Source organism: Streptomyces sp. NPDC096152 (assembly GCF_044763235.1).
GTDB lineage: Bacteria > Actinomycetota > Actinomycetes > Streptomycetales > Streptomycetaceae > Streptomyces.
This window is the reverse complement of record NZ_JBIWFW010000009.1, coordinates 380034-404060: the sequence shown is the minus strand read 5'-3', so window position 1 is coordinate 404060 and position 24027 is coordinate 380034. Positions and strand designations below refer to the sequence as shown.

22 protein-coding genes are annotated in these 24027 nt (G+C 70.6%); 17 read left to right on the top strand and 5 right to left on the bottom strand.

Annotated features, from left to right (window positions below):
* Positions 1-382 precede the first annotated feature (382 nt).
* Positions 383-898 carry a GNAT family N-acetyltransferase gene (locus ACIQ9G_RS30015; protein WP_403615703.1) on the top strand — a complete coding sequence of 172 codons (516 nt, stop codon included), beginning with the start codon at positions 383-385 and terminating at the stop codon, positions 896-898.
* Positions 899-1837: 939 nt separating this feature from the next.
* On the opposite strand, the gene ACIQ9G_RS30010 is transcribed toward ACIQ9G_RS30015, so the two are convergent.
* The 3 genes from ACIQ9G_RS30010 to fxsT all read right to left on the bottom strand — a co-directional run bounded on the left by ACIQ9G_RS30010 (position 1838) and on the right by fxsT (position 5300).
* The gene (locus ACIQ9G_RS30010; protein ID WP_403615701.1) at positions 1838-2026 is read right to left on the bottom strand and encodes a hypothetical protein; all 189 of its coding nucleotides are present in this window, start codon (positions 2024-2026) and stop codon (positions 1838-1840) included.
* 351 nt (positions 2027-2377) lie between these two features.
* On the bottom strand, positions 2378-2575 hold the full coding sequence (locus ACIQ9G_RS30005) for a hypothetical protein (protein WP_403615896.1): 198 nt from the start codon (positions 2573-2575) through the stop codon (positions 2378-2380).
* Between the two features lie 79 nt (positions 2576-2654).
* Positions 2655-5300, bottom strand: a complete 2646-nt coding sequence (gene fxsT / locus ACIQ9G_RS30000; RefSeq protein WP_403615698.1) for an FxSxx-COOH system tetratricopeptide repeat protein — start codon at positions 5298-5300, stop codon at positions 2655-2657.
* Positions 5301-5746: 446 nt separating this feature from the next.
* On the opposite strand from fxsT, the gene ACIQ9G_RS29995 reads away from it, so the two are divergent.
* Positions 5747-6331 carry an aminotransferase class I/II-fold pyridoxal phosphate-dependent enzyme gene (locus tag ACIQ9G_RS29995; protein ID WP_403615695.1) on the top strand — a complete coding sequence of 195 codons (585 nt, stop codon included), beginning with the start codon at positions 5747-5749 and terminating at the stop codon, positions 6329-6331.
* A gap of 185 nt (positions 6332-6516) precedes the next feature.
* Here the strand turns inward: ACIQ9G_RS29995 and ACIQ9G_RS29990 are convergent, their stop codons facing one another.
* Entirely contained in the window at positions 6517-8124 is a 1608-nt protein-coding gene (locus ACIQ9G_RS29990; RefSeq protein ID WP_403615692.1) for a long-chain fatty acid--CoA ligase, read from the bottom strand.
* 239 nt (positions 8125-8363) lie between these two features.
* Between ACIQ9G_RS29990 and ACIQ9G_RS29985 the strand changes: the two genes are divergently transcribed.
* From ACIQ9G_RS29985 to ACIQ9G_RS29960, 6 genes are all read left to right on the top strand, one after another.
* Positions 8364-9122, top strand: coding sequence for an ABC transporter ATP-binding protein (locus ACIQ9G_RS29985; protein ID WP_403615689.1), 759 nt, complete (start codon positions 8364-8366; stop codon positions 9120-9122).
* The gene (locus ACIQ9G_RS29980) at positions 9115-9807 is read left to right on the top strand and encodes an ABC transporter ATP-binding protein (RefSeq protein ID WP_403615686.1); all 693 of its coding nucleotides are present in this window, start codon (positions 9115-9117) and stop codon (positions 9805-9807) included. The genes ACIQ9G_RS29985 and ACIQ9G_RS29980 overlap by 8 nt, the downstream gene beginning before the upstream one ends.
* Before the next feature lie 91 nt (positions 9808-9898).
* On the top strand, positions 9899-11146 hold the full coding sequence (locus tag ACIQ9G_RS29975) for an ABC transporter substrate-binding protein (RefSeq protein ID WP_403615683.1): 1248 nt from the start codon (positions 9899-9901) through the stop codon (positions 11144-11146).
* A gap of 64 nt (positions 11147-11210) precedes the next feature.
* Complete coding sequence (locus tag ACIQ9G_RS29970) at positions 11211-12077, top strand: branched-chain amino acid ABC transporter permease (protein ID WP_403615681.1); 867 nt, start codon at positions 11211-11213, stop codon at positions 12075-12077.
* Positions 12074-13105: a branched-chain amino acid ABC transporter permease gene (locus tag ACIQ9G_RS29965; protein WP_403615679.1), complete on the top strand. Its 1032-nt coding sequence runs from the start codon at positions 12074-12076 to the stop codon at positions 13103-13105. Before ACIQ9G_RS29970 ends, ACIQ9G_RS29965 begins: the two co-directional genes overlap by 4 nt.
* A 72-nt stretch (positions 13106-13177) precedes the next feature.
* The gene (locus ACIQ9G_RS29960; protein WP_403615677.1) at positions 13178-15136 is read left to right on the top strand and encodes a helix-turn-helix domain-containing protein; all 1959 of its coding nucleotides are present in this window, start codon (positions 13178-13180) and stop codon (positions 15134-15136) included.
* Between the two features lie 27 nt (positions 15137-15163).
* Here ACIQ9G_RS29960 and ACIQ9G_RS29955 read toward each other — a convergent pair whose 3' ends face one another.
* Positions 15164-15331 (bottom strand): hypothetical protein, encoded by a 168-nt coding sequence (locus tag ACIQ9G_RS29955; RefSeq protein WP_403615674.1) that lies wholly within the window; start codon positions 15329-15331, stop codon positions 15164-15166.
* On the opposite strand from ACIQ9G_RS29955, the gene ACIQ9G_RS29950 reads away from it, so the two are divergent.
* From ACIQ9G_RS29950 to ACIQ9G_RS29910, 9 genes are all read left to right on the top strand, one after another.
* Positions 15330-15581: a hypothetical protein gene (locus ACIQ9G_RS29950; protein ID WP_403615672.1), complete on the top strand. Its 252-nt coding sequence runs from the start codon at positions 15330-15332 to the stop codon at positions 15579-15581. The two genes, ACIQ9G_RS29955 and ACIQ9G_RS29950, sit on opposite strands and share 2 nt — an antisense overlap.
* A 75-nt stretch (positions 15582-15656) precedes the next feature.
* Positions 15657-16217 carry an NAD(P)H-dependent oxidoreductase gene (locus ACIQ9G_RS29945; RefSeq protein WP_403615669.1) on the top strand — a complete coding sequence of 187 codons (561 nt, stop codon included), beginning with the start codon at positions 15657-15659 and terminating at the stop codon, positions 16215-16217.
* 85 nt (positions 16218-16302) lie between these two features.
* Positions 16303-17793 (top strand): MFS transporter, encoded by a 1491-nt coding sequence (locus ACIQ9G_RS29940; RefSeq protein ID WP_403615666.1) that lies wholly within the window; start codon positions 16303-16305, stop codon positions 17791-17793.
* 454 nt (positions 17794-18247) lie between these two features.
* Positions 18248-19270, top strand: a complete 1023-nt coding sequence (locus ACIQ9G_RS29935) for a zinc-binding dehydrogenase (protein ID WP_403615663.1) — start codon at positions 18248-18250, stop codon at positions 19268-19270.
* Positions 19267-20148 (top strand): LLM class F420-dependent oxidoreductase, encoded by an 882-nt coding sequence (locus ACIQ9G_RS29930; RefSeq protein ID WP_403615660.1) that lies wholly within the window; start codon positions 19267-19269, stop codon positions 20146-20148. Before ACIQ9G_RS29935 ends, ACIQ9G_RS29930 begins: the two co-directional genes overlap by 4 nt.
* 29 nt (positions 20149-20177) lie before the next feature.
* Positions 20178-20705: an NAD(P)H-dependent oxidoreductase gene (locus tag ACIQ9G_RS29925; RefSeq protein ID WP_403615657.1), complete on the top strand. Its 528-nt coding sequence runs from the start codon at positions 20178-20180 to the stop codon at positions 20703-20705.
* Between the two features lie 34 nt (positions 20706-20739).
* Positions 20740-21639 carry an SDR family oxidoreductase gene (locus tag ACIQ9G_RS29920; protein ID WP_403615654.1) on the top strand — a complete coding sequence of 300 codons (900 nt, stop codon included), beginning with the start codon at positions 20740-20742 and terminating at the stop codon, positions 21637-21639.
* Positions 21640-21968: 329 nt separating this feature from the next.
* The gene (locus tag ACIQ9G_RS29915) at positions 21969-23156 is read left to right on the top strand and encodes a lipid-transfer protein (RefSeq protein WP_403615651.1); all 1188 of its coding nucleotides are present in this window, start codon (positions 21969-21971) and stop codon (positions 23154-23156) included.
* 50 nt (positions 23157-23206) lie between these two features.
* A complete protein-coding gene (locus tag ACIQ9G_RS29910; RefSeq protein ID WP_403615648.1) occupies positions 23207-24016 on the top strand; it encodes an SDR family NAD(P)-dependent oxidoreductase in 810 nt (269 codons plus the stop codon).
* Positions 24017-24027: the final 11 nt, after the last annotated feature.

Sequence of the window (24027 nt, the reverse complement as noted above, 5' to 3'; positions counted from 1 at the left end):
CCAGTACCCCGCTTCCGAGGCCGTGGTCAGCCGGCTCGGTAGCAGGGCCGCCTGGCTGCTCCCTTATCCCCTCGCCGTCGAGCACGGGCCAAGGCCTCTGTCGGTGCTGATGCGGCTGGGCAGCAGGGTGTTTTCCCGCAGAGCAATGCTCAGAACCTGTGGGGCGGCCAGGGAGGACGTACCTTCTGCCGTCGCCACTGGTAAGCATCGGGGTGCGCATGCCTGGCAGCCGGGCCGCTGACCTGGCTATGGTCTTCAAGCTGGTCGAGTCCACCTAAAACCGGTGGCCCGCGGTGAACGCACCCCAACTGGTTGCCCAAGTCCGGGCCGGCGCCCGCTTCGAACGAGGCACGCTCGTCGAACGTTCCCATCCGGAGGCAGCGTGATCACTCTCAAGGCGGAAACCATCCGCACCGACCGGCTGACCCTACTCCCCGTGCAGGTCGGCCACGCCGACGAGATGGCCACCGTGCTGTCCGATCCCGACCTGCACACCTTCATCGGAGGCGTTCCGGAGAGCGCCCAGGCCCTGCGCGCCCGCTACGAACGCTGGGCCGACGGCTCGCCCGACCCCTCACAGGCCTGGTGCAACTGGGTGATCCAGCTCCGCGACGCGACCTGCCTGACCGGCACGCTCCAGACAACGATCACAGCCGACGGTCACGGAGCCACCGCGGAGATCGCCTGGGTGGTGGGAACTTCCTGGCAGCGGCGCGGCATCGCCACCGAGGCAGCCCAAGGCCTTGTCGCCTGGCTCCGGGAACACCCCGTGCACACGGTCACCGCCCACATCCACCCGGACCACAAGGCATCCGCCGCCGTCGCCACCGCAGCCGGGCTCACCCCCACCGACCAGTGGCACGACGGAGAGATCAGATGGCAGCTGACAACCAGCTGACCGTCTCCGCGCGGCAGGCGCCCACAGCAGGTTGCAGCACCAAACGGTCTGAGACTCACCGCAGGGTCATCTGCGGGGACAGCGAGTCCGAACCAGGCAGACCGGAAATCTGACGGCTCAGCCTTCCCAGGTTCGAATGCTGGCGCCGCCAGACGGGAAACAAAGGGCCCGTGCCCCCGGCGAGGCACCGACTGTCTCACTCTGTCTCGCCTTCGAACGTGCCGGATTCCTGGATGAGGCCGCCGCGCATGGGCTGAAACAGCCGGCCGTCGGGCGTCGTGCCGTACGCGGTGATGTGCCACCGCAGCACGGCAACCAGCTCCGGTGGAATCGGGACGTGGCGAACAGCCTTCCGAAGAGGGTGCTCAAGGCCTCGCGTGTCATGCGCTTCGCCGCTGTCCGTCCAGGCTGAGCCAGAGCGAGGGCGGGTCTCCCTCAATGTCGCCGGTGTCCGATGGCCGGATCGTGCACGCAGATCTACGCTCCGACCATCATGAAGTTCCGCGTCGAGTTCACCGAGCAGGCTTCGCGACTACCTCCCGCCCGACGACCGCCGATCACTGTTGAGTCTCGTCAGTAAGGTGGCCGAGAAACCTACGGTGCCGAAACTCACCTCGCCAACACGAACGACGACCTCACAAGGTCGAGTTGGTCTGATTCCGCCATGGTGAAGTACATCGTGGTCTCGGCTTGGAGTGTCATCTACGTCGTGGAAGCGTCGATGGATTGGAAAAGGGGAGCGGGGTCAGGTCGCGCGGCCCGGGGCGCGGCATCGGCGGCGGGGCGAGGTCCTTGGGCATGGGGACCATGCGCCCGTAGGTGTCGGGCACCCAGACGATCGGTCCGCGCTCCGCGGCCAGTTCGACGCGCGCCAGTACGGCTCGGTGGGCACCGAGTGTGTGAGCGTGGGCAGCGGCGGTTCGTTCACGGCGGTGCTCCTCACAGGTTGGGGAGTGCGTTGACGACGGCGCTCATCAGGATGTTGACGGTGTCGCCGGCGCCGGTGGACGCGAGGTAGAAGCCGAACATCACGGCGACGAATGCGGAGCCGTAGCCGAGGGTCTTCGTGCGCAGCAGGAAGAGCAGGACAAGCCCGGACAGGAAGACCATCGGGACGGTCACGGTCATGGGAGGCTCTCCTGCACATCAAGGCGGGCAGGAAGGCGAAGCGGTGGGGGAACGGATCCAGGTCAGCGCGCGGGTTGTGGAACGGGTTCGGCGGGACTTCCCGGACCCTGAAATCGCCGCGCTGTGGTCGAGCTGCTGGAGGAGTGGGGCAACACGTGGCCCGATTGGCAGGTCGACCGCGTCCAGTCCGCGATCGTGCTGTGCGCGGCGGGTGACGTGGACCAAGTGTTGACGCTGCTCGAAGTGGCGTATGTCGACTACCGGGACCCTGATCGCTACCGGCTTTGCCCGCGCAGACTGGCAGGAGCTCATGGACGCCGCGTTCGGCACGAAGTGAGCAGTCTGCCGTCATCAGCAGGTGCCGACGCGGTAGATGCGGGCCCAGCGGTTGCAGGGCCAGCGGCCGACGCGTATGCGCTTGCCGGTCGCGTGGCAGAGGCAGCAGTTCTTGCCACGCATGAGGCGTCCCTTGCGGTCGGTCTCCATCGTAAAGCCCCAGCCGGAGCACTTGCGGGAGGGCGAGCACTCCGTGCAGGACGGCGAGCAGATGGTGTTGCCGCCCTACTAGGGAATTGAGGAGCAGCTTTCCTCATCTCGTCAAGCACGTCAGCACGGCGGACATGGCTCTCTAGCGGCGCTTCCGCCGCGCTCGGCGCTGGCCTGCTTTACCACCAGATGCGCGTAATTTCTGGGCTTCAAATGGTCTACCCAGGGCGGTAAGTACCCAGGCGAGGTTCTCCGTGCAGTCTTGCGTGGCGGGGTGGTTTTCGCCCAGGGCGCGGCGGCTTCGGGTACGAACGTCCTTGAGGAGTCGCTCTGCCGCTGCGAGTTGTCGGAGATTAGCCAGGGCGGTGGCGAGGTTGTTGGCGGATTGGAGGGTGTCGGGGTGGTTTTCGCCCAGGACGCGGCGGCAGCGTTCGAGAGTGTCCTCGCCCATGCGGCGCGCCTCGGCGTACTCCCCGAGATGGCCCAGGGTGGCGGAGAGGTTGATGGAGGTTTGGAGGGTGTTTGGATGGTTTTCGCCCAGGACGCGGCGACGGCGTTCGAGAGTGTCCTCGCCCATGCGGCGCGCCTCGGCGTACTCCCCGAGACGATCCAGGGTGGCGGCGAGGTTGGTGGCGGATTGGAGGGTGTCGGGGTGGTTTTCGCCCAGGACGCGGCGACGGCGTTCGAGAGTGTCCTCGCCCATGCGGCGCGCTTCCTCCTCCTCCCCGAGATGGCCCAGGGTGGTGGCGAGGTTGGTGGCGGATTGGAGGGTGTCGGGGTGGTTTTCGCCCAGGACGCGGCGACGGCGTTCGAGAGTGTCCTCGCCCATGCGGCGCGCCTCGGCGTACTCCCCGAGACGGCCCAGGGTGGCGGCGAGGTCGCTGGCGGATTGGAGGGTGTCGGCGTGGTTTTCGCCCAGGACGCGGCGACGGCGTTCGAGAGTGTCCTCGATGATGCGGCGCCCCTCGGCGTACTCCCCGAGATCGGCGGTGGCATGGCCGAGGTATTGCGCGATGCCGAGGGTGTCGGGGTGATCTTCGCCCAGGGTGGTGACCCAGGCGGGGTGGAGGGTGCTGGCCAGGTCGCGGCCGGCGCGCGCCTGCCCGCTCACACAGAGGTAGCGCGCGGCGCGGATGAGTGTCTGGTGTAGTGGGGGGTGTTGAGCGGCGGCGTCCAGGCGGGCGGTGAGGTGGGAGGTCAGGGCGGCCCAGGTCGGCCAATCCGCTGGGGCGTTTGTGTCGTTGGGGGTGACGGCGGTCAGGAGGAGGGTGGTGACGTCGTCTTCTGCCGCGGTGGCGTCGGCTTCGCTGGTGTGGTCGCGGACGATGGCCTGGGTGAGCCGGTGGATCTGGAAGGTTTCGTGGTCGACACCGGCCAGGCCGGAGCGGGCCAGCGGCTGGAGCGCGGTCTGGGGCCACATGAAGTCGTCGGCGTCGACGGTGAGCGTGGCCAGCCGGTCACGGCCGGCCTCCAGCCAGGCCGTGGGGATGGGGTCGGGGCCCAGGAACGCGGCGAGGCGGAGCAGTTCGGCGGCCTGGGGGTGGTCGGCGGCCAAGCGGGTGGTGGCGATGTCCACCGTAGCCGCCAGGGAGGCGGGGTAGCCGGGCGGGCCGCCGTTGGCCATCAGGGCGGCGGTCTTGCCGGTGAGCAGGTGGCGGTAGCGGTCCGGGGTCATGCCAGCGGTGATGACCCCGGCGGCCTGACCAAGGGCCAGGGGCAGGTCGCCGAGGTCGTCTGCGAGTGCGTCGGCCTGCTGTGGGGCGATGTCGGGGATGCGGGTGGCCAGGTAGGCCACGGAGTCGCTGCGGGTGAACACGTTCAGTCCGTGGCTGGGGACGATGTCCTTCCAGCCGGGGTTGCGGGAGGTGATGAGAACGTGGCCGGGGCCGGTGGGCAGCACGGACTCGAAGGCGCTGGGGTCGTCGGCATTGTCCAGGACGATCAGCCAGCGATCCCGGGTCCGCAGATGCTCCAGCAGGGTGCGGGTGGTGTGGTCGGCGCCGGCCTCGGGTCTGGCGATGCCCAGCCGGGTGGCCAGTTCGGTGTAGTGGATGGGGATCTGGTCGGCTTGTTCGGCGTCGATCCACCACACGATGTCGTACTGGCTGGCGAAACGGTGGGCGTACTCCAGGGCGAGCTGGGTCTTGCCGATCCCGCCCAGGCCGTGCAGGGCCCGCACCACCGCCTGCCGGCCGCCCAGCAGCCCCTCCCGTACCCGCGTCATCATCGCCTCGCGGCCGGTGAAATGCGGATTGCGGCCTGGCGCGTTCCACACCGCCGGTACGCCCGTGCCGCTGGGCAGCCGCGGACGCCTGCCGGGAGCATCCTCGCCGGAGGCAGGCGCCGCTGCAGCTCCGGGGAACTGCGGGGCGGTGAGCGGGCCGGTGGGCCCGTCGAGGGCGTCCCGCAGTGCGCTGATCGCGGCCTGCTCGTCCAGACCGTGCAGGTCCTTGCGGATTGCCGCGGTCAGGATGTCGGGGATGTCGCTGCCGCTGAGGGGTTCGATCGTCAACGGGATGAGCCGACGTCGGCCCGCGACGATGGAGGTCCACTCCTCATGAGTCCAGCGCGCAGGATCGAAATAGCTGTTGGAGAACAGCGCCACCACAGCGGTGGCACGCCGCAGTGCCTGGTCCATGCGCTCGACGAAGTTGTCGCCGGTGCGCCAGTCCCACACGTCCAGCTCCACGCGGTGACCGGCCTCCCGCAGCTGCCACGCCACCCACTCAGCCCAGGCCCGGTCCACTCCGGCGTAGCTGACGAACACCGACTCCTCCGCCCCCGGCATCGCCTGTCCCTCCTGTGCGCTTGTCCCGGCGGCCGCCACGGCCCCCACCCATGATCCTGCCTATGCGGTGGGCCCAGAGCCTGAATCCAGAAACCCGGGCACAACAGGCAGGACGCCTCTAACGACGACTCCGGTCAGTTGGCTCTGGCTCCGCCAGGCGTCCCCCGAGAGCAAGACCTTGAGGAAAAGGTGCAGATCACAGCGAAGGTAAAACTACTGCGACAGGTGCCGATGCTCATCAACGACGGCGGACCGCGCTCCAGTGGACAGGGCCCCGCCCTGGGGCCGCTACCGCCCCGGGCAGGTGTGCTTGTCTCGGGACAGGGAGCGGGTGGAGCGAGGGTGTCGGTTGAATGAGGTCATCCAGAAGAGCGACGACTACGAGAGGACCAGCGCACGTCTGACCAAGTGGAGTTGCTTGGCGGGGCTGGTGCTCGCGCTGATGGGTGGTCGAGGAGGACCCGCTGGGGCCGCTCGCCGTCGAGCGGCCGGACCCCCTCGCCCTGCTGCTCCCGCAGCGCACCTGCCATGTGGCCAGCGCGGCCAAGACCTTGGCCCCGGGCCTGCGGGTGGGTGTGCTGACGGTTCCCGATGCCGCCCTCGCCGAGCTGGCCTCGACGGTGCGGGCGACGACGTGGCTGACACCGCCCCTCCTGGCGGAGGTGCTCGCCCGCTGGGTCGGCGACGGCACGGCCGACCGCGTCGTCGCGGCTCGCCGGGCCGCGACGACGGAACGCAACGCCGGGGCTCGCGAGATCCTCGCGGGTCTGGACGTGATCACCGACCCGGCGGCACCGCATCTGTGGCTGCCCCTCCCAGAACCCTGGTCGACGGGGCAGTTCACCGCCGCAGCGCGCGACGCCGGTGTCCTGGTGTCACCAGGTGACGAGTACACGCCCCGACGCGAGCAGGCGGCCTTCGGCGTACGCATCGGATTGAACGCCGACGTCGAAGACGACTCGCTACGCCACGCGTTGCCGACACTCGTCCACCTGCTCGGTACGGGTCCCCGTCCGGATGCCCTGGCCTGAAGAACCGGGCCCCGCGCTGCTTCCCGGTGGGCAAGGCGTCCCTGCCCCACTTGTCAGCAGCCCTGCTCGGGCTGCCTTCCAAGATCCGCACCGTGGGGTGATAGGGGCGTCACCGGCGTATGACGTGTGCCTCGCTGTTTCCACGCTCCGGGCGCGGGCACAGCCGGTGGGGCCGTGCCGCCGGTTCAGGAGCCGAAGTGGCCGCGCAGGGCCTTCTTGTCGAACTTGCCGACCCCGGTCCGTGGAATGGCGTCCATGACCTCGATGTGGTCGGGCAGTTGCCAGCGTGCGAAGCCGCTGCGTTCGAGGTGGTCGCGGACTCTGTCGAGGGTGACCGTGCTGCCGGGGCGCGCGGTGACGCAGATCAGCGGGCGTTCCTGCCATTTGTCGTCGGGTACGGCGATGACCGCGGCCTCGGCGACCTCGGGCAGAGCCATGACCGCCGACTCCATGTCCACCGACGAGATCCACTCGCCGCCGGACTTGATGAGGTCCTTGGCGCGATCTGCGATGACCATGTATCCGTGCGGCGAACCGACGGCGATGTCGCCGGTGCGGAACCAGCCGTCCTCGGTGAAGGCGTCCGCCCCGTCACCGCCGAGGTAGGAGCCTGCGATCCAGGGGCCGCGCACCAGCAGATCGCCCATCGACTCCCCGTCCCACGGCACCGGGTTGCCGTCGTCGCCGCGGATCTCCATCTGCACGCCGGGCAGCGGCAGTCCGGCGCGGGTGCGCACGGCGTCGGTGACGCGCTGCTCGTCCCAGTCGCGCATCCTCTCCTTGGGCCAGGCCAGCGAGGCGAGCGGCGAGGTCTCGGTCATGCCCCACACCTGGACCAGCGGGATACCGAAGTCACGCCGGTAGCGTTCGATCAGCGAACGAGGGGGGCGGGCGCCGCCGCACAGCAGGTGCTTGAGTTCGGGCAGTCCGCCGTGGGCGGCCATCGCGTCGGCGACCGACATCCAGATGGTGGGAACGCCGGCGGCGATGGTGACCCGCTCGGCGGCCATCAGCTCGACCAGGGCGGTGGGGTCCAGGGAACCGCTGGAGAAGACCTGCTTGGCGCCGTACGGGGTGGCGGTGTAGGGCACGCCCCAGGCGTTCGCGTGGAACATCGGCACCACCGGCAGCACGCTGTCACCGGGGCCGATGCGCATCGCGGCCTGGGAGGAGGCGGCGATGGCGTGCAGGACGGTCGAGCGGTGCGTGTAGACGACGCCCTTGGGGCGGCCGGTGGTGCCGGAGGTGTAGCACAGGCCGAGCGGGGCGTTCTCGTCGATGTCGACCGGCGCGTACTCCGTCGGCCGGTCGGCGATGATCTCCTCGTAGGCGACGACGTCCGGCAGTGTGGTCTCGGGGACGGTGTCGCCGAGGACGATCACGTGCCTGACGCCCGCCAGTCCGCCGCGCTCGTGCACCTTCTCCAGCAGGGGCAGCAGATCGGGGTCCACCAGAATCGCCCGGTCCTCGGCATGCCCGATGATGTACGTCAGGTCCTCCGGCGAGAGCCGCAGGTTCAGGGTGTGCAGGACGCGGCCCGTGCAGGGAACGGCCCAGTAGGCCTCCAGGTGCCGGTAGTTGTTCCAGGCCAGGGTCGCCACCCGCTCGCCCGGCTCCAGGCCGAGCGAGTCCAGGGCGTGCATCAGCTGCTGCGCCCGGCGGCCGAAGTCGGCGTACGTGTAGCGGTGCACGCGGCCGTCGGGGAACCTCGTGACCACCTCGGTGTCGGGGAAGTAGCGCGGGGCGTGGCCGAAGAGCAGCCAGGTGTTCAGCGGGGTGTTCATCATCGCCATGGCGGACATCGTCAGTCCCACCCCTACGACCCGGCCATGGAGGATTCCCACGGTCCGAGGGCCCAGGGAGTGGGGCGGGCCCACACCGGTCCCCACGCCCGGACACGGGGCTGGGAGGATCCCACACTCGCCGGGGACGTGGTGTGGAGGTTGTCTCCGTAGCCGCCCGGGATGGCCGAATTTAACGTCTGCGGCACATCGGCAACCGCCGACCCGACCCCCGTGCAGCCGAGGCCGTCATGAGACAACCGCGGGCCATTCTGACCACGCACCGCCTGTCCAAGGAGTTCCGGGGTTTCCACGCCGTGGACGAGGTGGACCTGAGCGTCGCCGAAGGCACCGTTCACGCGCTGGTCGGCCCCAACGGGGCCGGCAAGACCACCCTGTTCAACTTGCTCACCGGATTCCTGAAGCCGTCCGGCGGGCGCATCACCTTCGATGGTCGCGATGTCACCGGGCAGCCCCCCGAGCGCATCGCCTGTCTCGGCGTGGCCCGTTCCTTCCAAGTCGCCAGTCTGTTCCCGCAGATGACGGCCCGCGAGCATGTGGAGCTGGCGCTGCAGTCCGCGACCGGCCTGGGCCGCCGTTTCTGGCGCAGCGACAAGCTGATGCGCCGCTTCTCCGGCCGGGCCGGCGAACTGCTCGACGAGGTCGGTCTGGTTCAGCTCGCGGAGCAGCCGGCCGGCAGCCTGCCGTACGGGCGCAAACGGGCCCTGGAGTTGGCGATCGCGCTCGCTCTGGATCCCAAACTGCTTCTGCTGGACGAGCCGACGGCCGGGATGGGCCTGGAGGACGTCGACCGCACCACGTCCCTGATCGCCCGCGTCGGCGCGGGCCGCACCGTGGTGATGGTCGAGCACAACATGAGCGTCGTCGGCTCCCTCGCCGACACGGTCACCGTGCTCCAGCGCGGGGAGGTGCTCGCCGAGGGCCCGTACGACCGGGTCAAGGCCGATCCGCAGGTCGTCGAGGCGTACTTGGGAGCCGACGTTGCTTGAGATCGAGGGCGTCAGCGCCCGCTACGGCGAGGCGAGGGTCCTGCACGAGGTGTCCCTCACGGTCGGTGAGGGCGAGGTCGTCACTCTCGTCGGCCGCAACGGCGCCGGCAAGACCACGCTGCTGAACTGCGCGATGGGCCTGCACCGATCGGCGACGGGCCGGGTCCGGTTCGTCGGCCGCGACGTCACCGCCGCGCCGCCGCACCGCAGGGCCCGCCTCGGCCTCGGCCTCGTCCCCGACGACCGGGGCATCTACGCGGCCCTGACCGTGGAGGAGAACCTCACCCTCCCCCCGGTCAGGGGCACCTCAGCGTGGCCGCTGGAACGGATCTACGACACCTTCCCGGTACTGGGGGCCCGCCGCCGTTTCTCCGGCGCCAAGCTCTCCGGCGGTGAGCAGCAGATGCTCGCGCTGGCCCGGGTGCTGCGGGCCGGGGCCCGGCTGCTGCTGTGCGACGAGCCGACCGAGGGGCTCGCCCCGGTCGTCGTCCGGCGCATCGGCGAGATCCTGCTGGAGGCCAAGCAGCACGGAGTGGCCGTACTCCTCGTGGAGCAGAACCTGCGCTTCGCCACCACGGTGGCCGACCGCCACTACCTCATCGCTCAGGGCCGCATCGTCGAGTCCCTGGACAACACCGACGTACAGGAACGCGAGGGCGAACTCCTCGCCCATCTCGGACTGTGAAGCCTTTCCCGGATGGTGACAGCCCGTCATCGCAACTTCCCCCCACCTCCGCTCTGCTCTGCAAAGACGTACCGATCAGGAGGCACCACACATGAAGCGCACACTGTCGACCGGCGTGGCCCTGGCCGCGGTGGGGGCTCTGCTCGCCGGCTGCGGGGGCGGCGGCCCGAGCTCCGGTGGCGGAAAGATCAGCGACGACAAGATCGTCCTTGGCGTGCTCACCGACCTGTCCGGGGTCTACGCCGACATCGCAGGTTCCGGCTCGGTCCAGGCCGTGCAGATGGCCGTCGATGACTTCAAGAAGAAGTACGGCGACAAGGCGGTCACGAAGAACATCGAGGTCACCAAGGCCGACCACCAGAACAAGCCGGAGGTGGCCAATACCCAGGCGCGGGAGATGTACGACCGCAAGAGGGCCGACGCCCTCTTCGACGTCCCCACCTCCTCCGCGGCCCTCGCGGTGGCGACCGTCGCCCAGCAATCCAAGCGGCTGTACTTCAACACGGCCGCGGCCACCACCGAGCTCGCCGGCAAGAGCTGCAACCCGTACACCTACGAGTGGGCCTACGACACCTACATGCTCGCGCACGGCACCGGCGCCAAGGTGACCGAGCAGGGCGGCAAGAACTGGTACATGATCTACCCGGACTACGCCTTCGGGCAGGACATGCAGGCCAAGTTCACCACCGCCATCGAAAAGGCGGGCGGCAGCGTCGTCGCCAAGGACCCCACCCCCTTCCCCAGCGACAACTACTCCACGTTCCTGCTCAAGGCCCCCGGCCTGAAGCCCAGGCCGGACGTGCTCGGCGCCCTGCAGGCGGGCGGCGACCTGGCCAACGTGGTCAAGCAGTATGAGCAGTTCAAACTCAAGGACAAGCACATCAAGCTCGCCATCGGGTTGATGTTCGACAGCGACATCAAGGCGATCGGCGCGGACAAACTGGCCGGGACGATGTTCACCACCGCCTGGTTCTGGAACCTCGACGGCAAGGCACGCGCCTGGTCCGACCGCTACAAGGAGCGCACCGGCAAGCGGCCGACATTCGACCAGGCGGCCGACTACTCCGCAGCCACCCACTACCTGGAGGCCGTACAGAAAGCGGGCACCGACCAGGCGGAAAAGGTCTCCCAGCAGCTCGACGGCATGAGGATCGACGACTTCTTCGCCCGCAACGGCACCCTGCGCACCGAGGACCACCGGCTCGTCCACGATGCCTACCTGGTCGAGGTCAAGGACCCGGCCCAGGCCGGGGAGGACGGCGACTACACCCGGTACGTCGAGACCATCCACGCCGACGAGGCCTTCGACAAGGCGTCACCGCTCTGCCACATGAGCTGACCACCCAGACCGGCGCGCCGCCCGCGACGGTGCGGGCGGGCCGCCACCGGACAACAGGACCCCCATGACCTCGTTCCTGCAACAGACCTTCAACGGGCTGGTCAGCGGCAGTTTCTACGCCTTGCTCGCGCTCGGCCTCGCCGTCATCTTCGGCATGCTGCGCGTGGTGAACTTCGCCCACGGCGCCGTCTACATGCTCGGCGCGTTCGGCTCCGTCGTCCTCTCCGACGGCGCCGGACTCGGCTTCTGGTGGGCGGTGCTGCTCGTGCCGCCGACGCTCACCTCGGCAGGCATCCTGGTGGAGCGACTACTCATCCGCCGCCTCGCGGCCCTGGACCCGCTGTACAACTTCCTGCTGACCTTCGGCATCGCCCTGGTCTGCCAGGACCTGCTGCGCACGAAGTACGGCTCCCACTCCCAGCCCTACGCGCACCAGCCGTTCACCGGCTCCGTCGACCTCGGCCTGTTCGACTTCCCCCGCTACCAGGTCGTCGTGCTCGCCGTGTCCGCGGCCGTGTGTGTCACGGTGTGGCTGCTGCTGACCCGCACCCGCATCGGCACCATCGTCCGCGCCGCCACCGAACGCCCTGACCTGACACGGGCGTTCGGCATCGACACCGGACGCTGGGTGACCCCCGTCTTCGGCTTCGGCGTCGGCCTGGCCGCCCTGTCCGGGGTGCTCGCCGCCCCGATGCGGGCGGTCAACACCACGATGGGCGGCGACCTGATCATCACCGTGTTCGCCGTCGTCGTCATCGGCGGCCTGGGTTCCGTCTTCGGCTCGGTGCTCGCCGGCTTCGCCATCGGCATGCTCCAGGCCCTCTGCAACCTGTACGTCCCCCTCCTGTCCCAGACCTCCGTCTTCCTGTTGATGGCCGTCGTCCTGCTGATCCGGCCGGCGGGCCTGTTCGGCAAGGAGGAAACCGCATGATCCTCAACCTGATCGGCACTCTGCGCCGGTATCCCGCTGGTGTGCGGTGGGGCCTGCTCTCGGCGGGCGTGCTGGCCGCGCTCGCCCTGCCCTGGACGCTGTATCCGCCGGTCGCCGCGGACATCCTGTGCTGGGGGCTGTTCGCCGTCGCCCTCGACCTGCTGCTCGGGCACGCCGGCCTGCTGTCCTTCGGGCACGCCGCGTTCTGGGGCACCTCGGCCTACGCCACCGGACTGATCGCCATCCACGGTGGGCTGCCGTTCCCCGCCGCCGTCCTGGGCGGCGCCACGGCGGCCGCCCTGCTCGCCGCTCCCATCGGCTACCTCGCCGTGCGCCGCAGCGGGATCTACTTCGCCATGGTCACGCTGGCCTTCGCGCAGATGGTGTACTTCGTCGCCAATCAGTGGGGCGACGTCACCGGCGGCGAGAACGGCCTGCAGGGCATCCCGCGCGAGCTGGCGGGGATCGACCTGTCGGACTCGTTCGTCTTCTACTACGCCATGCTGCCCATGGTGCTGCTCGGTCTGGCCGCTGCCTGGCGGATCGTGCGCTCACCGTTCGGGCGCGTGGTCACCGGCGTGCGGGAGAACCCCGACCGGGTACGGGCGCTGGGCTACCCCGTCGACCGGTACAAGCTCGTCGTCTTCGTCGTCTCGGCGTTCCTGTCCGGCCTCGCCGGGGGGCTGTACGCCGTCAACCACGGCTTCGCCTCGCTGCAGGAGGTGCACTGGACCACCTCCGGCAAGGTCGTCGTGATGACCGTCCTGGGCGGCATCGGCACCCTGTGGGGCAGCCTCGTCGGCGCCGCCGCCGTCGTACGCCTGGAGGACTGGCTGTCCACGGCCGGTTTCGAGGAGACCGGTCTGATCACCGGCGGTGTCTTCATCGTCACCGTGCTGCTCTTTCGGCGCGGGGTGTGGGGCACACTCGCCCACCTGCTGCGCGACCGCGCCGCGCCGGGGCCTGCGGACCCCGGGCCGCACCTGGAGCGCGGCCAGGACGACCCCGCGCAGCGCGTGCCATCGTAGAAGGGCGTCCGTGGGCGCCGTCCGCAGCAGGGCAGGCGCGATCGTGCCCGCCCGAGCCGCCGGAGGGGAAACATGAGCACCGACCTGTCGCCGACGAGCCTGGGCACGGATAGCGCCCGCAGGCTGCTGCGTCTGCTGCGCGAGGGCGCGGCGCCCGAGGAGTACCAGGACTTGCTGAAGCGCTGCCCGGCCGCCGAGGTGGCGTCGCTTCGCCCGCTCGTGGAGGACGCACTGCACGTCAGGGCCCAGCTGGAGGAGCGCCGCCGCCGTGAGGACGAGCTGGCCGCGCTTTACGAGACCGCCGGCGACCTCTCCTCCCTGCGCAACCTGGAGGCGGTGCTCCAGGCGATCGTGCACCGGGCGCGCCAACTGCTCGGCACGGACGCGGCCTACCTGATGCTGAACGACACCCAGCACGGCGACACCTACGTACGCACCACCGACGGCATCCGCACCGACGCCTTCAAACACTGCCGGCTGGCCATGGGGGCGGGCCTGGGCGGGCTGGTGGCCAAGACTGCTGTGCCCTACAACACCCCCGACTACCTGCACGACCCGCGCTTCGACCATACCGTCGACGACGTCGTGCGCCCCGAGGGGCTGATCGCCATCCAGGGCGTGCCGCTCAAGCTCGGCGAGAAGGTCATCGGCGTGCTGTTCGCGGCCAACCGCAGCGCCCGCCCGTTCTCCGACCACGAGGTGGCCCTGCTGGTGTCGCTGGCCAACCACGCCGCCATCGCCATCGAGAACGCCACGCTCTTCCAGGAGGTCCAGCGCGCCGTCGACGACCTCACCGAGGCCAACGCCGTCATCCAGGCCCACAGCGCCTCCGTGGAGCAGGCCGCGTCCCTGCACGAGCGGCTGACCAGCATCGTCCTGCACGGTGGCGACATGGCGGACGTCGCGCAAAACCTCGCCGAGGTCCTCGGCGGGAGCATTCTCGTCCTCGACCCCGCCGGGGGCGTGACCGCGGCCGTGGGCGCGGATCCCGTGGTGGAGCAGGCGCGGCAGAACGGCCCCCTGCCTCAGGGATCACCGGAGGCCCGCGCGGTGCACGAGGCGTGCGTGCTGAGCGCCGAGTCGCGCCGCACCCGGCGCGTCCCCGGGTCGGGGACCCGCGCCTTGGCCTGCGCCACGCCGATCATGGCCGGCACCGAGGTGCTCGGCTCCCTCGCCCTGGTGCGCGACCGCCTCGACGCGAGCGACTTGCGCTCCCTGGAGCGCGCGGCTCTGGTCACGGCGCTGATGCTGCTCAGCGAGCGCAGTGTCGCCGAGGCCGAGCACCGGCTGCGCGGCGAGATCCTCGAGGATCTGCTCGGTGCCCCGCACCGGGACTTCGAAGGACTGCGCCGCCGCGCCGCCCTGATGGGCCTGGACCTCGGCCGCCCGCGCACCGTGCTCGCGGCCCGCTGCCGCGGCGGCGGGCACCGCCGGGCCATCGCCGACGCGGCCACCGCTTTCGCCGGGCAGGCCAAGGGGCTCGCGGGCGAGTTCCGGGGTGACGTCGTCGCGCTGCTCCCCGGCGAGCACGACCCGGCGGCGACGGCCCGCTCGCTGGCCGATCACCTGTCGCGCGCCGTGGGCGACGCGGCCACGGTGGGCGGCACCTCGGCGGCAGAGGGCGTCGACGCGCTCGTCGAGGCCCACCGGGACGCCGTACAGTGCCTCGGCGTCCTGCTCGCCCTCGACCGGGACGGCCAGGGCGCCTCCCCCGACGAACTGGGCATCTACGGGCTGCTTTTCAGCCAGGCCGGCCGCGAGGAACTGGAACGGTTCGTCTGCCGCGAGATCGGTCCTCTCCTGGACTACGACAAGCGCCGGAGCGGAGAACTGATCCGGACCCTCCTGGCCTACTTCGCCTGCGACGGGAGCCTCACCCGCACCGCGGCGGACCTGTTCGTCCACGTCAACACGCTCTACCAGCGCATCGACCGGGTCACCGCCCTGCTGGGGCCGCAGTGGCGCCACGGCGACCACGCCCTCCAGGTCCACCTCGCGCTCAAGGTGCACAGCGTGCTGTCAGCGGCATGACGACGGCCGACTGATGGATGGAGTCGCTCAACCAGCGTCGAACCAGCCGTTGACGGTTTCCGCGAGGGCGATCTTGTCGGCGATGACAGTGATCGAATCCACGGCAGCATCGTCGGCGCGTGGATACGGCCCCGCCATCGGTGCGTAGCGGCTACTGCGAATCCTGCGCCCGCAGGCCACGCAGCAGCTGATCATGGGCCACCTGCCCGCCACGCTCGTGCCCTCCGTCCTGGACGTGCTCGGCCCGGAGGCCGCCGCGCTGCCCGTCTCCGACGACGTGGCGAAGCTCACCGGCCGCCCGGCCCGGCCCTCACCTTCCGCCAGTGGGTGCAGGAGAACACCGACCGCTTCTGAGCCCCACCACACGCTGGAGGGCGCGGCCACCGTTCGGGCGGCTCGCGCCCTCCAGCGGCGTCCCGGCAGGAGGTCCGCACACCGGGAATAGCCGGCTCCGGCATCCTGTTCGCTTCCAATACCGAACCACTTGGTTCGTAAAACTGCGCACCACCTGGAGCACCTCATGAGCGCACCGCGCACCCTGATCGTCCTGGCCCACCCGAACCTGAGCGGTTCGCGCGCCAACGCCGCCATGGTCCAGGCGGTCGCCGACCTGGACAACGTCACCGTCCATGACCTGTACGCCACCTACCCGGACTTCCGTATCCACGTCGAGCACGAGCAGCAGCTCATCCGCGAGCACGACCGCGTGGTCTTCCAGTTCCCGTTCCAGTGGTACGGCGCCCCCGCCCTGCTCAAGCAGTGGATGGACACCGTGCTGACCATGGGCTTCGCGTTCACCTTCGACGGCAGCCCGTCCGAGATGCGCGGCAAGCAGGTCCAGCTCGCGGTGACCGTCGGCAACAACGAGGAGTCCTACACCGCCGAGGGACTCAACCGCGCGACCGTCGAGCAGCTGCTGCTGCCCGTGCAGCGCAGCTTTGAGATGTGCCAGGTCGACCACCAGGGCGCCTTCGCCCTGCACGGCCTGATGCTCGGCACGGTCAGCGACGAGGACCTCGCCCTGCACACCAAGCGCTACCGCAAGGCGCTCGCCGGCGGCGAGAACCCGGCGCAGGCCTGATCCGACGCAGCCACCGAGAGGGGCGGCGGGCGCCCCGCACACCGCCCGCCACCCCTTGCCCTACCCGCCCCTCCCGGAGACCTCCGTGACCCCCGATCCCGCCCGTACCACCGCGCCCGGCCCCGGACGCTGGCGCGCCCTGTCCGTCCTCGCCATGGTCCAGCTCGTCCTGATCCTCGATGCAACCGCCGTAAACGTGGCCCTGCCCTCCCTCCAGCGCGACCTCGGCTTCACCGAGAGCGGTCTGGCCTGGGTCGTCAACGGCTACGCGCTGACCTTCGGCGGCCTGCTGCTGCTCGGCGGTCGGCTCGCCGATATCGCCGGGCGCCGACGCGTGTTCCTGGCCGGCCTCGCGGTCTTCACGCTCGCCTCGGCCACCGCGGGCCTCGCGGCGGATCCCGCCGCCCTGGTCGCCAGCCGCCTCGCCCAGGGGACGGGCGCGGCGCTGGCCGGGCCGGCAGCGCTGTCCCTGGTCACCGTGATCTTCACCGACCCGCGCGAGCGGGTCCGCGCCCTGGCGCTGTGGGGAGGGATCGGAGCCTTCGGCGGCATGCTCGGCCTGGTGCTCTCCGGCATCCTGACCGAGCTGCTCTCCTGGCGCATGGTGTTCCTGATCAACCTGCCGATCGCGGCGGTGGTCCTCGCCCTCGCACCGCGGCTCATCCCCGTCGGCCGGACGCAGCGGCGTACCCGGCTGGACGTGCCGGGAGCGGTCCTGGCCACCGCCGGCGTCGCGCTGATCGTCTACGCCCTGCTGGACAAGCGGGACGCCGCCTGGACCTCGCCGGCCCTGCTCGCCCGACTCGCCGCCGGCCTCCTCGCCCTCGCGGCGTTCGCTGCCTGGCAGGCCCGTGCCCCGCACCCGCCGGTCCCACTGCGGTTCTTCAGCTCGCGCACCCGGGTCACCGCCTTCCTCGTCGGCGGCGTCATCCTGGCGACGATCATCACGATGTTCTTCCTGATGACGCTCTACATGCAGCAGGTTCTCGGCTTCTCCGCCATGCGCACCGGCTTCGCCTACGTGCCCTTCGGACTCACCGTGCTGACCGGCGTCACGGTCACCCGACGGCTCATCCCGCGCTTCGGAGTGCGCCCCGTGATGGTCACCGGGCTGCTGCTCGCCGCCACCGGCATCGCCCTTCTGTCCGCCCTCCCCGCGCACGGCCACTACGTGTCCGACATCCTCCCCGGCCTCCTCCTCCTGCCCCTCGGCACCTCCTCCGTGATCGTCTCCAGCACGGTCGCCGCCGTCCACGGCGTCGAGCCGGCCGAGGCCGGCCTGGCCAGCGGCGTGCTCACCGCGGCCCAGCAGATCGGCGCGGCCATCGGCGTCTCCGCACTCGCCTCTCTCGCCCTCACGCACGCCCACGACCTCGCGGCGCGCGGCGTCTCGCCCTCGGTGGCCACCGCGGCCGGCTACGACCTGGCCCTGCGCGTCCTCGCCGGCGTCCTGGCCATGGCCGCCGCAGCCGCGTTCGTCGGCATGCGCGCGCGGAATCGGACCGTGACCGTGCCACGGGCTGCGACCGCCGCACCGACGGCGACCGCCGAGCAGGCGGTCGCGACGCAGGTGTGAGCGACCGCCGCCGAGCCTGCTTGACCACGGCTGGCGGCCGCTGCGCCAACAGCCAGCGGTCCGCGTACCCGGCAGCGGTGTCGGGCAGGACTGCGTCCACCGTGCGCCGCGCCCACCGGTGCAGCGGGCCGTCGTCGGAGGTGGTCGGCGCAGACGGCGCCGAGCATGCGGAAACCAGGACCTCGGGGCCTGCGGAGGAGAGGAGGGACGCCGTGCTCGCGCGCCTGCTCCAGTGCGGCCCGCAGGGCGGCGCGGCGGGGCAGCACAGCGTTCTCGTGGAGCACTCGCAGCAGGTGCGGGGTGTGTGCGCCGTACCGAGGCAGCCTCCCGCGTCGTCTTCCGCATGGCGGCCAGCCCACTTGAAATACCGAACCGCTCGGTTTAGGTTTTGGACTGGCGGTGCACCTGGTGCCCGCCCCTCCCCACCCGCGTACGACCCGAAAGCCCATCTGCGATGCGTGCACTGGTCCTAGACCGCCCCGGACCGCCCGACTCCCTGCACCCGACGGGGCTGCCAGTCCCTGAACCCGGTCCGGGCCAGGTACGCGTGCGGGTGGAGGCGTGCGGGCTGAACCCGGTCGACTACCAGCTGGCCGCGGCCGGTCACCCCGACTGGTCCTGGCCCCACGTCCTCGGCCTGGACGTCGTGGGCATCGTCGACGCCCTCGGCGAGGGCGTCACCGGCACCCAGGTCGGACAGCGCATCGCCTACCACGGTGACCTGCGCCGCCCAGGCGGCTTCGCCGAGTACGCGCTCGCCCACGCGGCGGTCGTGACCGCCGTGCCGTCCGCGCTGGACGCGGTGAGCGCCGCCGCCCTGCCGTGCGCCGGCATGACCGCCTACCAGGCCGTCATGCGCCGCCTGCGCCTCGGCAAGGGGGAGACCGTCCTGGTCACCGGCGCGGCGGGCGGCGTCGGCGGCTTCGCCGTGCAGCTCGCCGCGCTGTGTGGGGCCCGGGTGATCGCGACCGCCTCGGCCCGCAACGCCGACCACGTGCTCGGCCTGGGCGCGACCGAGGTCATCGACTATCGGAGCCAGGACGTGGCGAACCGCGTACGGCAGCTGACCGGCGGCCGCGGCGTGGATGCCGTGATCGACAGCGTCGGTCCCGGCTCCGCCACGTCCAACCTGGGCCTGCTCACGTACGGAGGCCGGCTCGCCGCCGTCGCGGGCCGCCCCGATCTGGACTCGGTCCCCGCCTTCGCCCTCGCGCCCTCCGTCCACGAGATCGCCCTGGGCGCCGCCTACACCCACGGCGACGAGCGCGCCCGCGCCGACCTCGCCGCGATGCTCGCCGATCTGCTGGCCCTGGCCGCCGACCGGCGTCTCGACACGATGCTCGCCCGGACCATCGCGCTCGAGGAGGTCCCGGCCGCGCTCACCGAGCTGGCCGGCCGGCATGTGCGGGGCAAGCTCGTCGCCTCCATCACCTCCGGCCCCGTGTCCCCCACCTCTCCAGGAAGGCATACGCCATGAAGACCGGCCTGCACCTCGTCTCCTTCGACGTCCCCGGCGGCACCGAGGCCATCGCCCCGGTGCTCGCCGAGACCGCCGCTCTCGCCGAACAGGCGGGCTTCGCCTCGCTGTCCCTGATGGACCACTACCTGCAGATAGCCGGCATGGGCCTCGGAGAGGCGGACGCCCCAATGCTGGAGGGCTACACCACGCTCGGCTTCCTCGCCGCCCACACCCGCGCCGTACGGCTGCACCTGCTGGTCACCGGCGTCACCTACCGCCACCCCGGTGTGCTCGCCAAGATCGTCTCCACCCTCGACGTGCTCTCCGGAGGGCGGGCCGCCCTGGGCATCGGAGCCGCCTGGTACGAACGCGAACACAACGCCCTCGGCGTGCCCTTCCCGCCCGTGTCCGAACGCTTCGAGCGACTGGAGGAGACCCTCCAGATCGTCCGCCAGATGTGGAGCGAGGACACCGGCCCGTACACCGGCCGCCGCTACCGGCTCGCCGAGACCGTCAACTCCCCGCAGCCGCTGACCCGTCCCCACCCGCCGATCATCGTCGGCGGTGGCGGGGAGAAGAAGACCCTGCGCCTGGTCGCCAAGTACGCGGATGCCTGGAACATCATGGGCGACCTCAAGACCGTCGCCGCCAAGACCGACGTCCTGCGCGAGCACTGCGCCCGCGAGGGCCGTGACTTCGAGACGATCACCAAGACCCTCATGTACCTCGGAGCCCCGCCCACCGACGCGGCCTCCACAGACGCCTTCGTCGACGAGATGGCCGGTTATGCGGCCCTGGGCTTCGACGAGGTCTACCTCATGCCGTTCGGCCCCGATCCGCGCAGCGTCGTGACCCGGCTCGGCGAACACGTCGTCCCGCGCCTGGCCGCCCTCTGACACCGCCGTACCGAAGGAAGCACCGCAGCATGTCCACCCCGCGCACCCTGGTCGTGGTCGCCCACCCCGACCTCGCCGCCTCCCGCGTCACCGCCCACCTCGCCCAGTCCATACGCGACCTGGAACACGTCACCGTGCACGACATCGCGGCCGCCTACCCCGACAGCCGCATCGACACCACCCACGAGCAGCGGCTGCTGCGCGAACACGACGTGATCGTCTGGCAGTTCCCCTGGCACTGGTACTCCGTACCCGGCGTTCTGAAGACCTGGATGGACAAGGTCCTCACCCACGGCTTCGCCTACGGCACCGGCGGCACCGCCCTGCACGGCAAGACCCTCCAACTGGTCACCTCCACCGGCGGCCCCGAAGGCTCGTACGCCACCGACGGCTTCAACCGCTTCACGATCGACGAACTGCTCGCCCCGGTCCACGCGACCGCCCATCTCACCGGCATGCACCTAGGCGAGCCCGTGGTGCTGTACAGCGCCCGCACCGTGTCCGACGAAGACCTCGCTCTTCACGCCAAGCGGTACCGCGCGCTTCTCGCCGCCTGAGACCCGCAGTCACCCCTTCAAGGAAGGCAGTGCCATGAACGGCAAGACAGTCATGATCACCGGCGCCACCGCCGGCATCGGCCTGGCCACCGCACGCGACCTTGCCCGCCGAGGCGCCCGCGTGGCCGTCGTCGGCCGGGACGAGGCGAAGACCCGGCGCGTGGTGCAGGAGATCCGCACCGCCACCGGCAACACGTCCGTGGAGCCGTGGACAGCCGATCTGTCCTCCCAGACCGCTGTACGCCGCCTCGCCCAGGAGTTCACTCAGGCACACCCCGCACTGGACGTCCTGGTCAACAACGCGGGCGGCTACTGGGCCACCCGGCACACCACCGCCGACGGCCTGGATCACACCTTCGCCCTCAACCACCTCGCCCCCTTCCTGCTGACCAACCTGCTCCTCGACACCCTCAAGGCGGCCCCCGCCGGACGGATCGTCACCGTCAGCTCCGGCGCTCAGGCCAACGGCAGGATCAACTTCGACGACCTCATGGGCGAGCGCGCGTACAGCGGCATGCGCGCATACAGCCAGTCGAAGCTGGCCAATGTCCTGTTCACCTACGAACTCGCGCGACGCCTGGACGGCACCGGCGTCACCGCCAACGTGCTCCACCCCGGCGTGGTCCGCACGGACTTCGGCAAGGAGGACTCGGGTCGCGTCTTCCGCGCGCTGTACCCGCTCGTCCGTCTCGTCATGACCAGCCCTGACAAGGGCGCCGAAACCTCTGTTCACCTCGCCTCCTCCACCGAGGTGGACGGGGTCACCGGCCGCTACTTCGCCAAAAGGCAGCCCACGAAGTCCAGCAAGCTCTCCTACGACCGCGCTCTGGCCGCCCGCCTCTGGGAGGTCAGCGAGGAGCTCACCGGCCTCGCCGCACCACAGAGCACTGACGGCCTCGTCGACGATCCCGGCCCGAACCGCTCGGTGCGGTAGCCATCGATCCTGCTGCAACGCACGCGAACCAGGATCCGGTACGGACGCAGTTCCACAAACCGATGCGGGGGCGATGGCGAGCGGCCCGTCGCGACCACGCAGCGTGTCCATCTGACCTCGTTCCATAATGTGCGATTGCTCCAGGCGCCGTCATCGGCTGCAGACCGGGCCCCGGCAGCCGGCCGCCCGGGGCCGGTGTGGAGGTCTCCTCCACACCGGGCCGTCAACGACCCAGCGGATCCCCATACCCCCCGCCCTCCCCCGGTACCTAGCGTCGGAGAAGGCCGCACACGCCACCACACCTGGTCCGGGACACCTGGAGGAGACGGATGAAGGAGCGGGCACACGTCGCTGGGGTCGGCATGGTGCCGTTCACCAAGCCCGGCGCGAGCGAACCGTACGACCTGATGGGCGAACGGGCCGCGCGCGCCGCCCTCGCCGACGCCGGGATCGACTACGGCCTGGTGGAGCAGGCCTACGTCGGATACGTCTACGGCGACTCCACCGGCGGGCAGGCCGCACTGTACGGACTCGGGCAGACCGGAATCCCGATCGTCAACGTCAACAACAACTGCGCCACCGGTTCCTCGGCCCTGTGGCTGGCCCGGCAGGCCGTGGAGAGCGGGGCCGCGGAGTGCGTGCTCGCACTCGGCTTCGAGCAGATGAACAAGGGTGCGCTGCCGCTCGTATGGGGTGACCGGCCCAATCCGCTGCACCGATCCTTCGCCACGATGGAGGCGGCTCAGGGCCGCAACGAGCGGGCCCCGTGGGCGGCGGAGTTCTTCGGCGGCGCGGGCGCCCACTACGCTCGGCGGCACGGCACCGCGCCCGAGACGTTCGCGAGGATCTCCGTCAAGTCACGGCAGCACGCCGCGCACAACCCGTACGCCGTCTTCCGCACCCCGGTCACCGTGGACGAGGTCCTCGACTCCCCGCACATCCACGGGCCCCTCACCCGCCTCCAGTGCTGCCCGCCCACCTGCGGCGCCGCAGCCGCGGTCGTGTGCAGCCGCGACTTCGCCCGGCGGCACGGCCTGCGTACGGTGCGGATCCGGGCGCAGGCGCTCAGCAGCGACACCATGAGCAGCTTCAACGCCGGGGACATGATGAAACTGGTCGGCTACGACATGACCCGGGCGGCCGCACACGACGTTTACGAGGCCGCGGGCGTCGGCCCCGAGGACATCCGCGTCGTCGAGCTGCACGACTGCTTCACCGCCAACGAGCTCATCACCTACGAGGCACTGGGACTGACCCCGGAGGGAACAGCGGAGAAGTTCGTCCTCGACGGCGACAACACCTACGGCGGGCGTGTGGTGACCAACCCCTCGGGCGGCCTGCTGTCCAAGGGGCACCCGCTCGGCGCGACCGGGCTGGCCCAATGCGCCGAGCTCGTATGGCAGTTGCGCGGCGAGGCGGGGGCGCGCCAGGTCGAGGACGTGAACCTCGCGCTCCAGCACAACATCGGACTCGGCGGCGCCTGCGTGGTGACCCTCTACGAACGCGCCGACGCCTGACCCCGGCCCGTCCTACGTCCGAACACCTATGCGTGAAAGGGGAATCCGCCGTGGGCAACCTCGACGGCAGGACCGCCATCGTCACCGGCGCCGGGCGGGGCATCGGCCGCGCCATCGCCCTCAAGCTCGCCGCCGAGGGGGCAGTCGTCGTCGTCAACGACCTGGACCCCGGGCCTGCCTCCGAGACCGTCCTGGCCGTGAAGACGGCGGGCGGCGAGGCCGTCGCCTGCGCCGGCAGCATCACGGAGGACGGCTTCGCCGAGCATGTCGTCTCCACCGCGGTCGACACGTTCGGCGGGCTGGACATCATCGTCAACAACGCCGGCCACACCTGGGACGGCGTCATCCAGAAGACGACCGACGAGCAGTGGGACGCCATCGTCGACGTCCATCTCAAGGCGCCGTTCCGGATCCTGCGCGCCGCCCAGCCCTATTTCAGGTCCCACCCGGCCGAGTACCACCGCAAGGTCGTCAACGTGACGTCCGTCGTGGGGCTTTCGGGCAACGCCGGGCAGGTCAACTACTCCTCCGCCAAGGCCGGCGTCGTCGGCCTGACCCGTACCCTCGCCAAGGAATGGGGGCGTTACGCCGTGAACGTCAACGCGGTCGCCTTCGGTCTGATCCGCACCCGCCTGACAGAGGCGGCCGCCTCGGCCGGCGGCGCGGGCATCGAGGTGGCCGGCCGCGAGATCAAGGTGGGGATGAGCGACGAGTACCTCACCGCGGCCGAGCGGTCCATCCCGCTCGGCCGCGCGGGCAGCCCCGAGGAGGCGGCCGGGGCGGTCTACCTGATGTGCACGCCCGAGGCCGACTACATCACGGGGCAGGTCGTGGTGTGCGGCGGCGGTTTCACGGGCTGACCCGGGGCCGC

What these genes read in the sequence shown, in the direction of transcription:
- ACIQ9G_RS29990 (WP_403615692.1), bottom strand. Translation starts at nt 8,124, where the DNA reads ATGGCGATGATGAACACCCCGCTGAACACCTGGCTGCTCTTCGGCCAC.
- ACIQ9G_RS29955 (WP_403615674.1), bottom strand. Translation starts at nt 15,331, where the DNA reads ATGATCAGCTGCTGCGTGGCCTGCGGGCGCAGGATTCGCAGTAGCCGC.
- ACIQ9G_RS29945 (WP_403615669.1), top strand. Translation starts at nt 15,657, where the DNA reads ATGAGCGCACCGCGCACCCTGATCGTCCTGGCCCACCCGAACCTGAGC.
- ACIQ9G_RS29930 (WP_403615660.1), top strand. Translation starts at nt 19,267, where the DNA reads ATGAAGACCGGCCTGCACCTCGTCTCCTTCGACGTCCCCGGCGGCACC.
- ACIQ9G_RS30010 (WP_403615701.1), bottom strand. Translation starts at nt 2,026, where the DNA reads ATGACCGTGACCGTCCCGATGGTCTTCCTGTCCGGGCTTGTCCTGCTC.
- fxsT (WP_403615698.1), bottom strand. Translation starts at nt 5,300, where the DNA reads ATGCCGGGGGCGGAGGAGTCGGTGTTCGTCAGCTACGCCGGAGTGGAC.
- ACIQ9G_RS29935 (WP_403615663.1), top strand. Translation starts at nt 18,248, where the DNA reads ATGCGTGCACTGGTCCTAGACCGCCCCGGACCGCCCGACTCCCTGCAC.
- ACIQ9G_RS29970 (WP_403615681.1), top strand. Translation starts at nt 11,211, where the DNA reads ATGACCTCGTTCCTGCAACAGACCTTCAACGGGCTGGTCAGCGGCAGT.
- ACIQ9G_RS29985 (WP_403615689.1), top strand. Translation starts at nt 8,364, where the DNA reads ATGAGACAACCGCGGGCCATTCTGACCACGCACCGCCTGTCCAAGGAG.
- ACIQ9G_RS29925 (WP_403615657.1), top strand. Translation starts at nt 20,178, where the DNA reads ATGTCCACCCCGCGCACCCTGGTCGTGGTCGCCCACCCCGACCTCGCC.
- ACIQ9G_RS29920 (WP_403615654.1), top strand. Translation starts at nt 20,740, where the DNA reads ATGAACGGCAAGACAGTCATGATCACCGGCGCCACCGCCGGCATCGGC.
- ACIQ9G_RS29950 (WP_403615672.1), top strand. Translation starts at nt 15,330, where the DNA reads ATGGGCCACCTGCCCGCCACGCTCGTGCCCTCCGTCCTGGACGTGCTC.
- ACIQ9G_RS29965 (WP_403615679.1), top strand. Translation starts at nt 12,074, where the DNA reads ATGATCCTCAACCTGATCGGCACTCTGCGCCGGTATCCCGCTGGTGTG.
- ACIQ9G_RS29960 (WP_403615677.1), top strand. Translation starts at nt 13,178, where the DNA reads ATGAGCACCGACCTGTCGCCGACGAGCCTGGGCACGGATAGCGCCCGC.
- ACIQ9G_RS29915 (WP_403615651.1), top strand. Translation starts at nt 21,969, where the DNA reads ATGAAGGAGCGGGCACACGTCGCTGGGGTCGGCATGGTGCCGTTCACC.
- ACIQ9G_RS29975 (WP_403615683.1), top strand. Translation starts at nt 9,899, where the DNA reads ATGAAGCGCACACTGTCGACCGGCGTGGCCCTGGCCGCGGTGGGGGCT.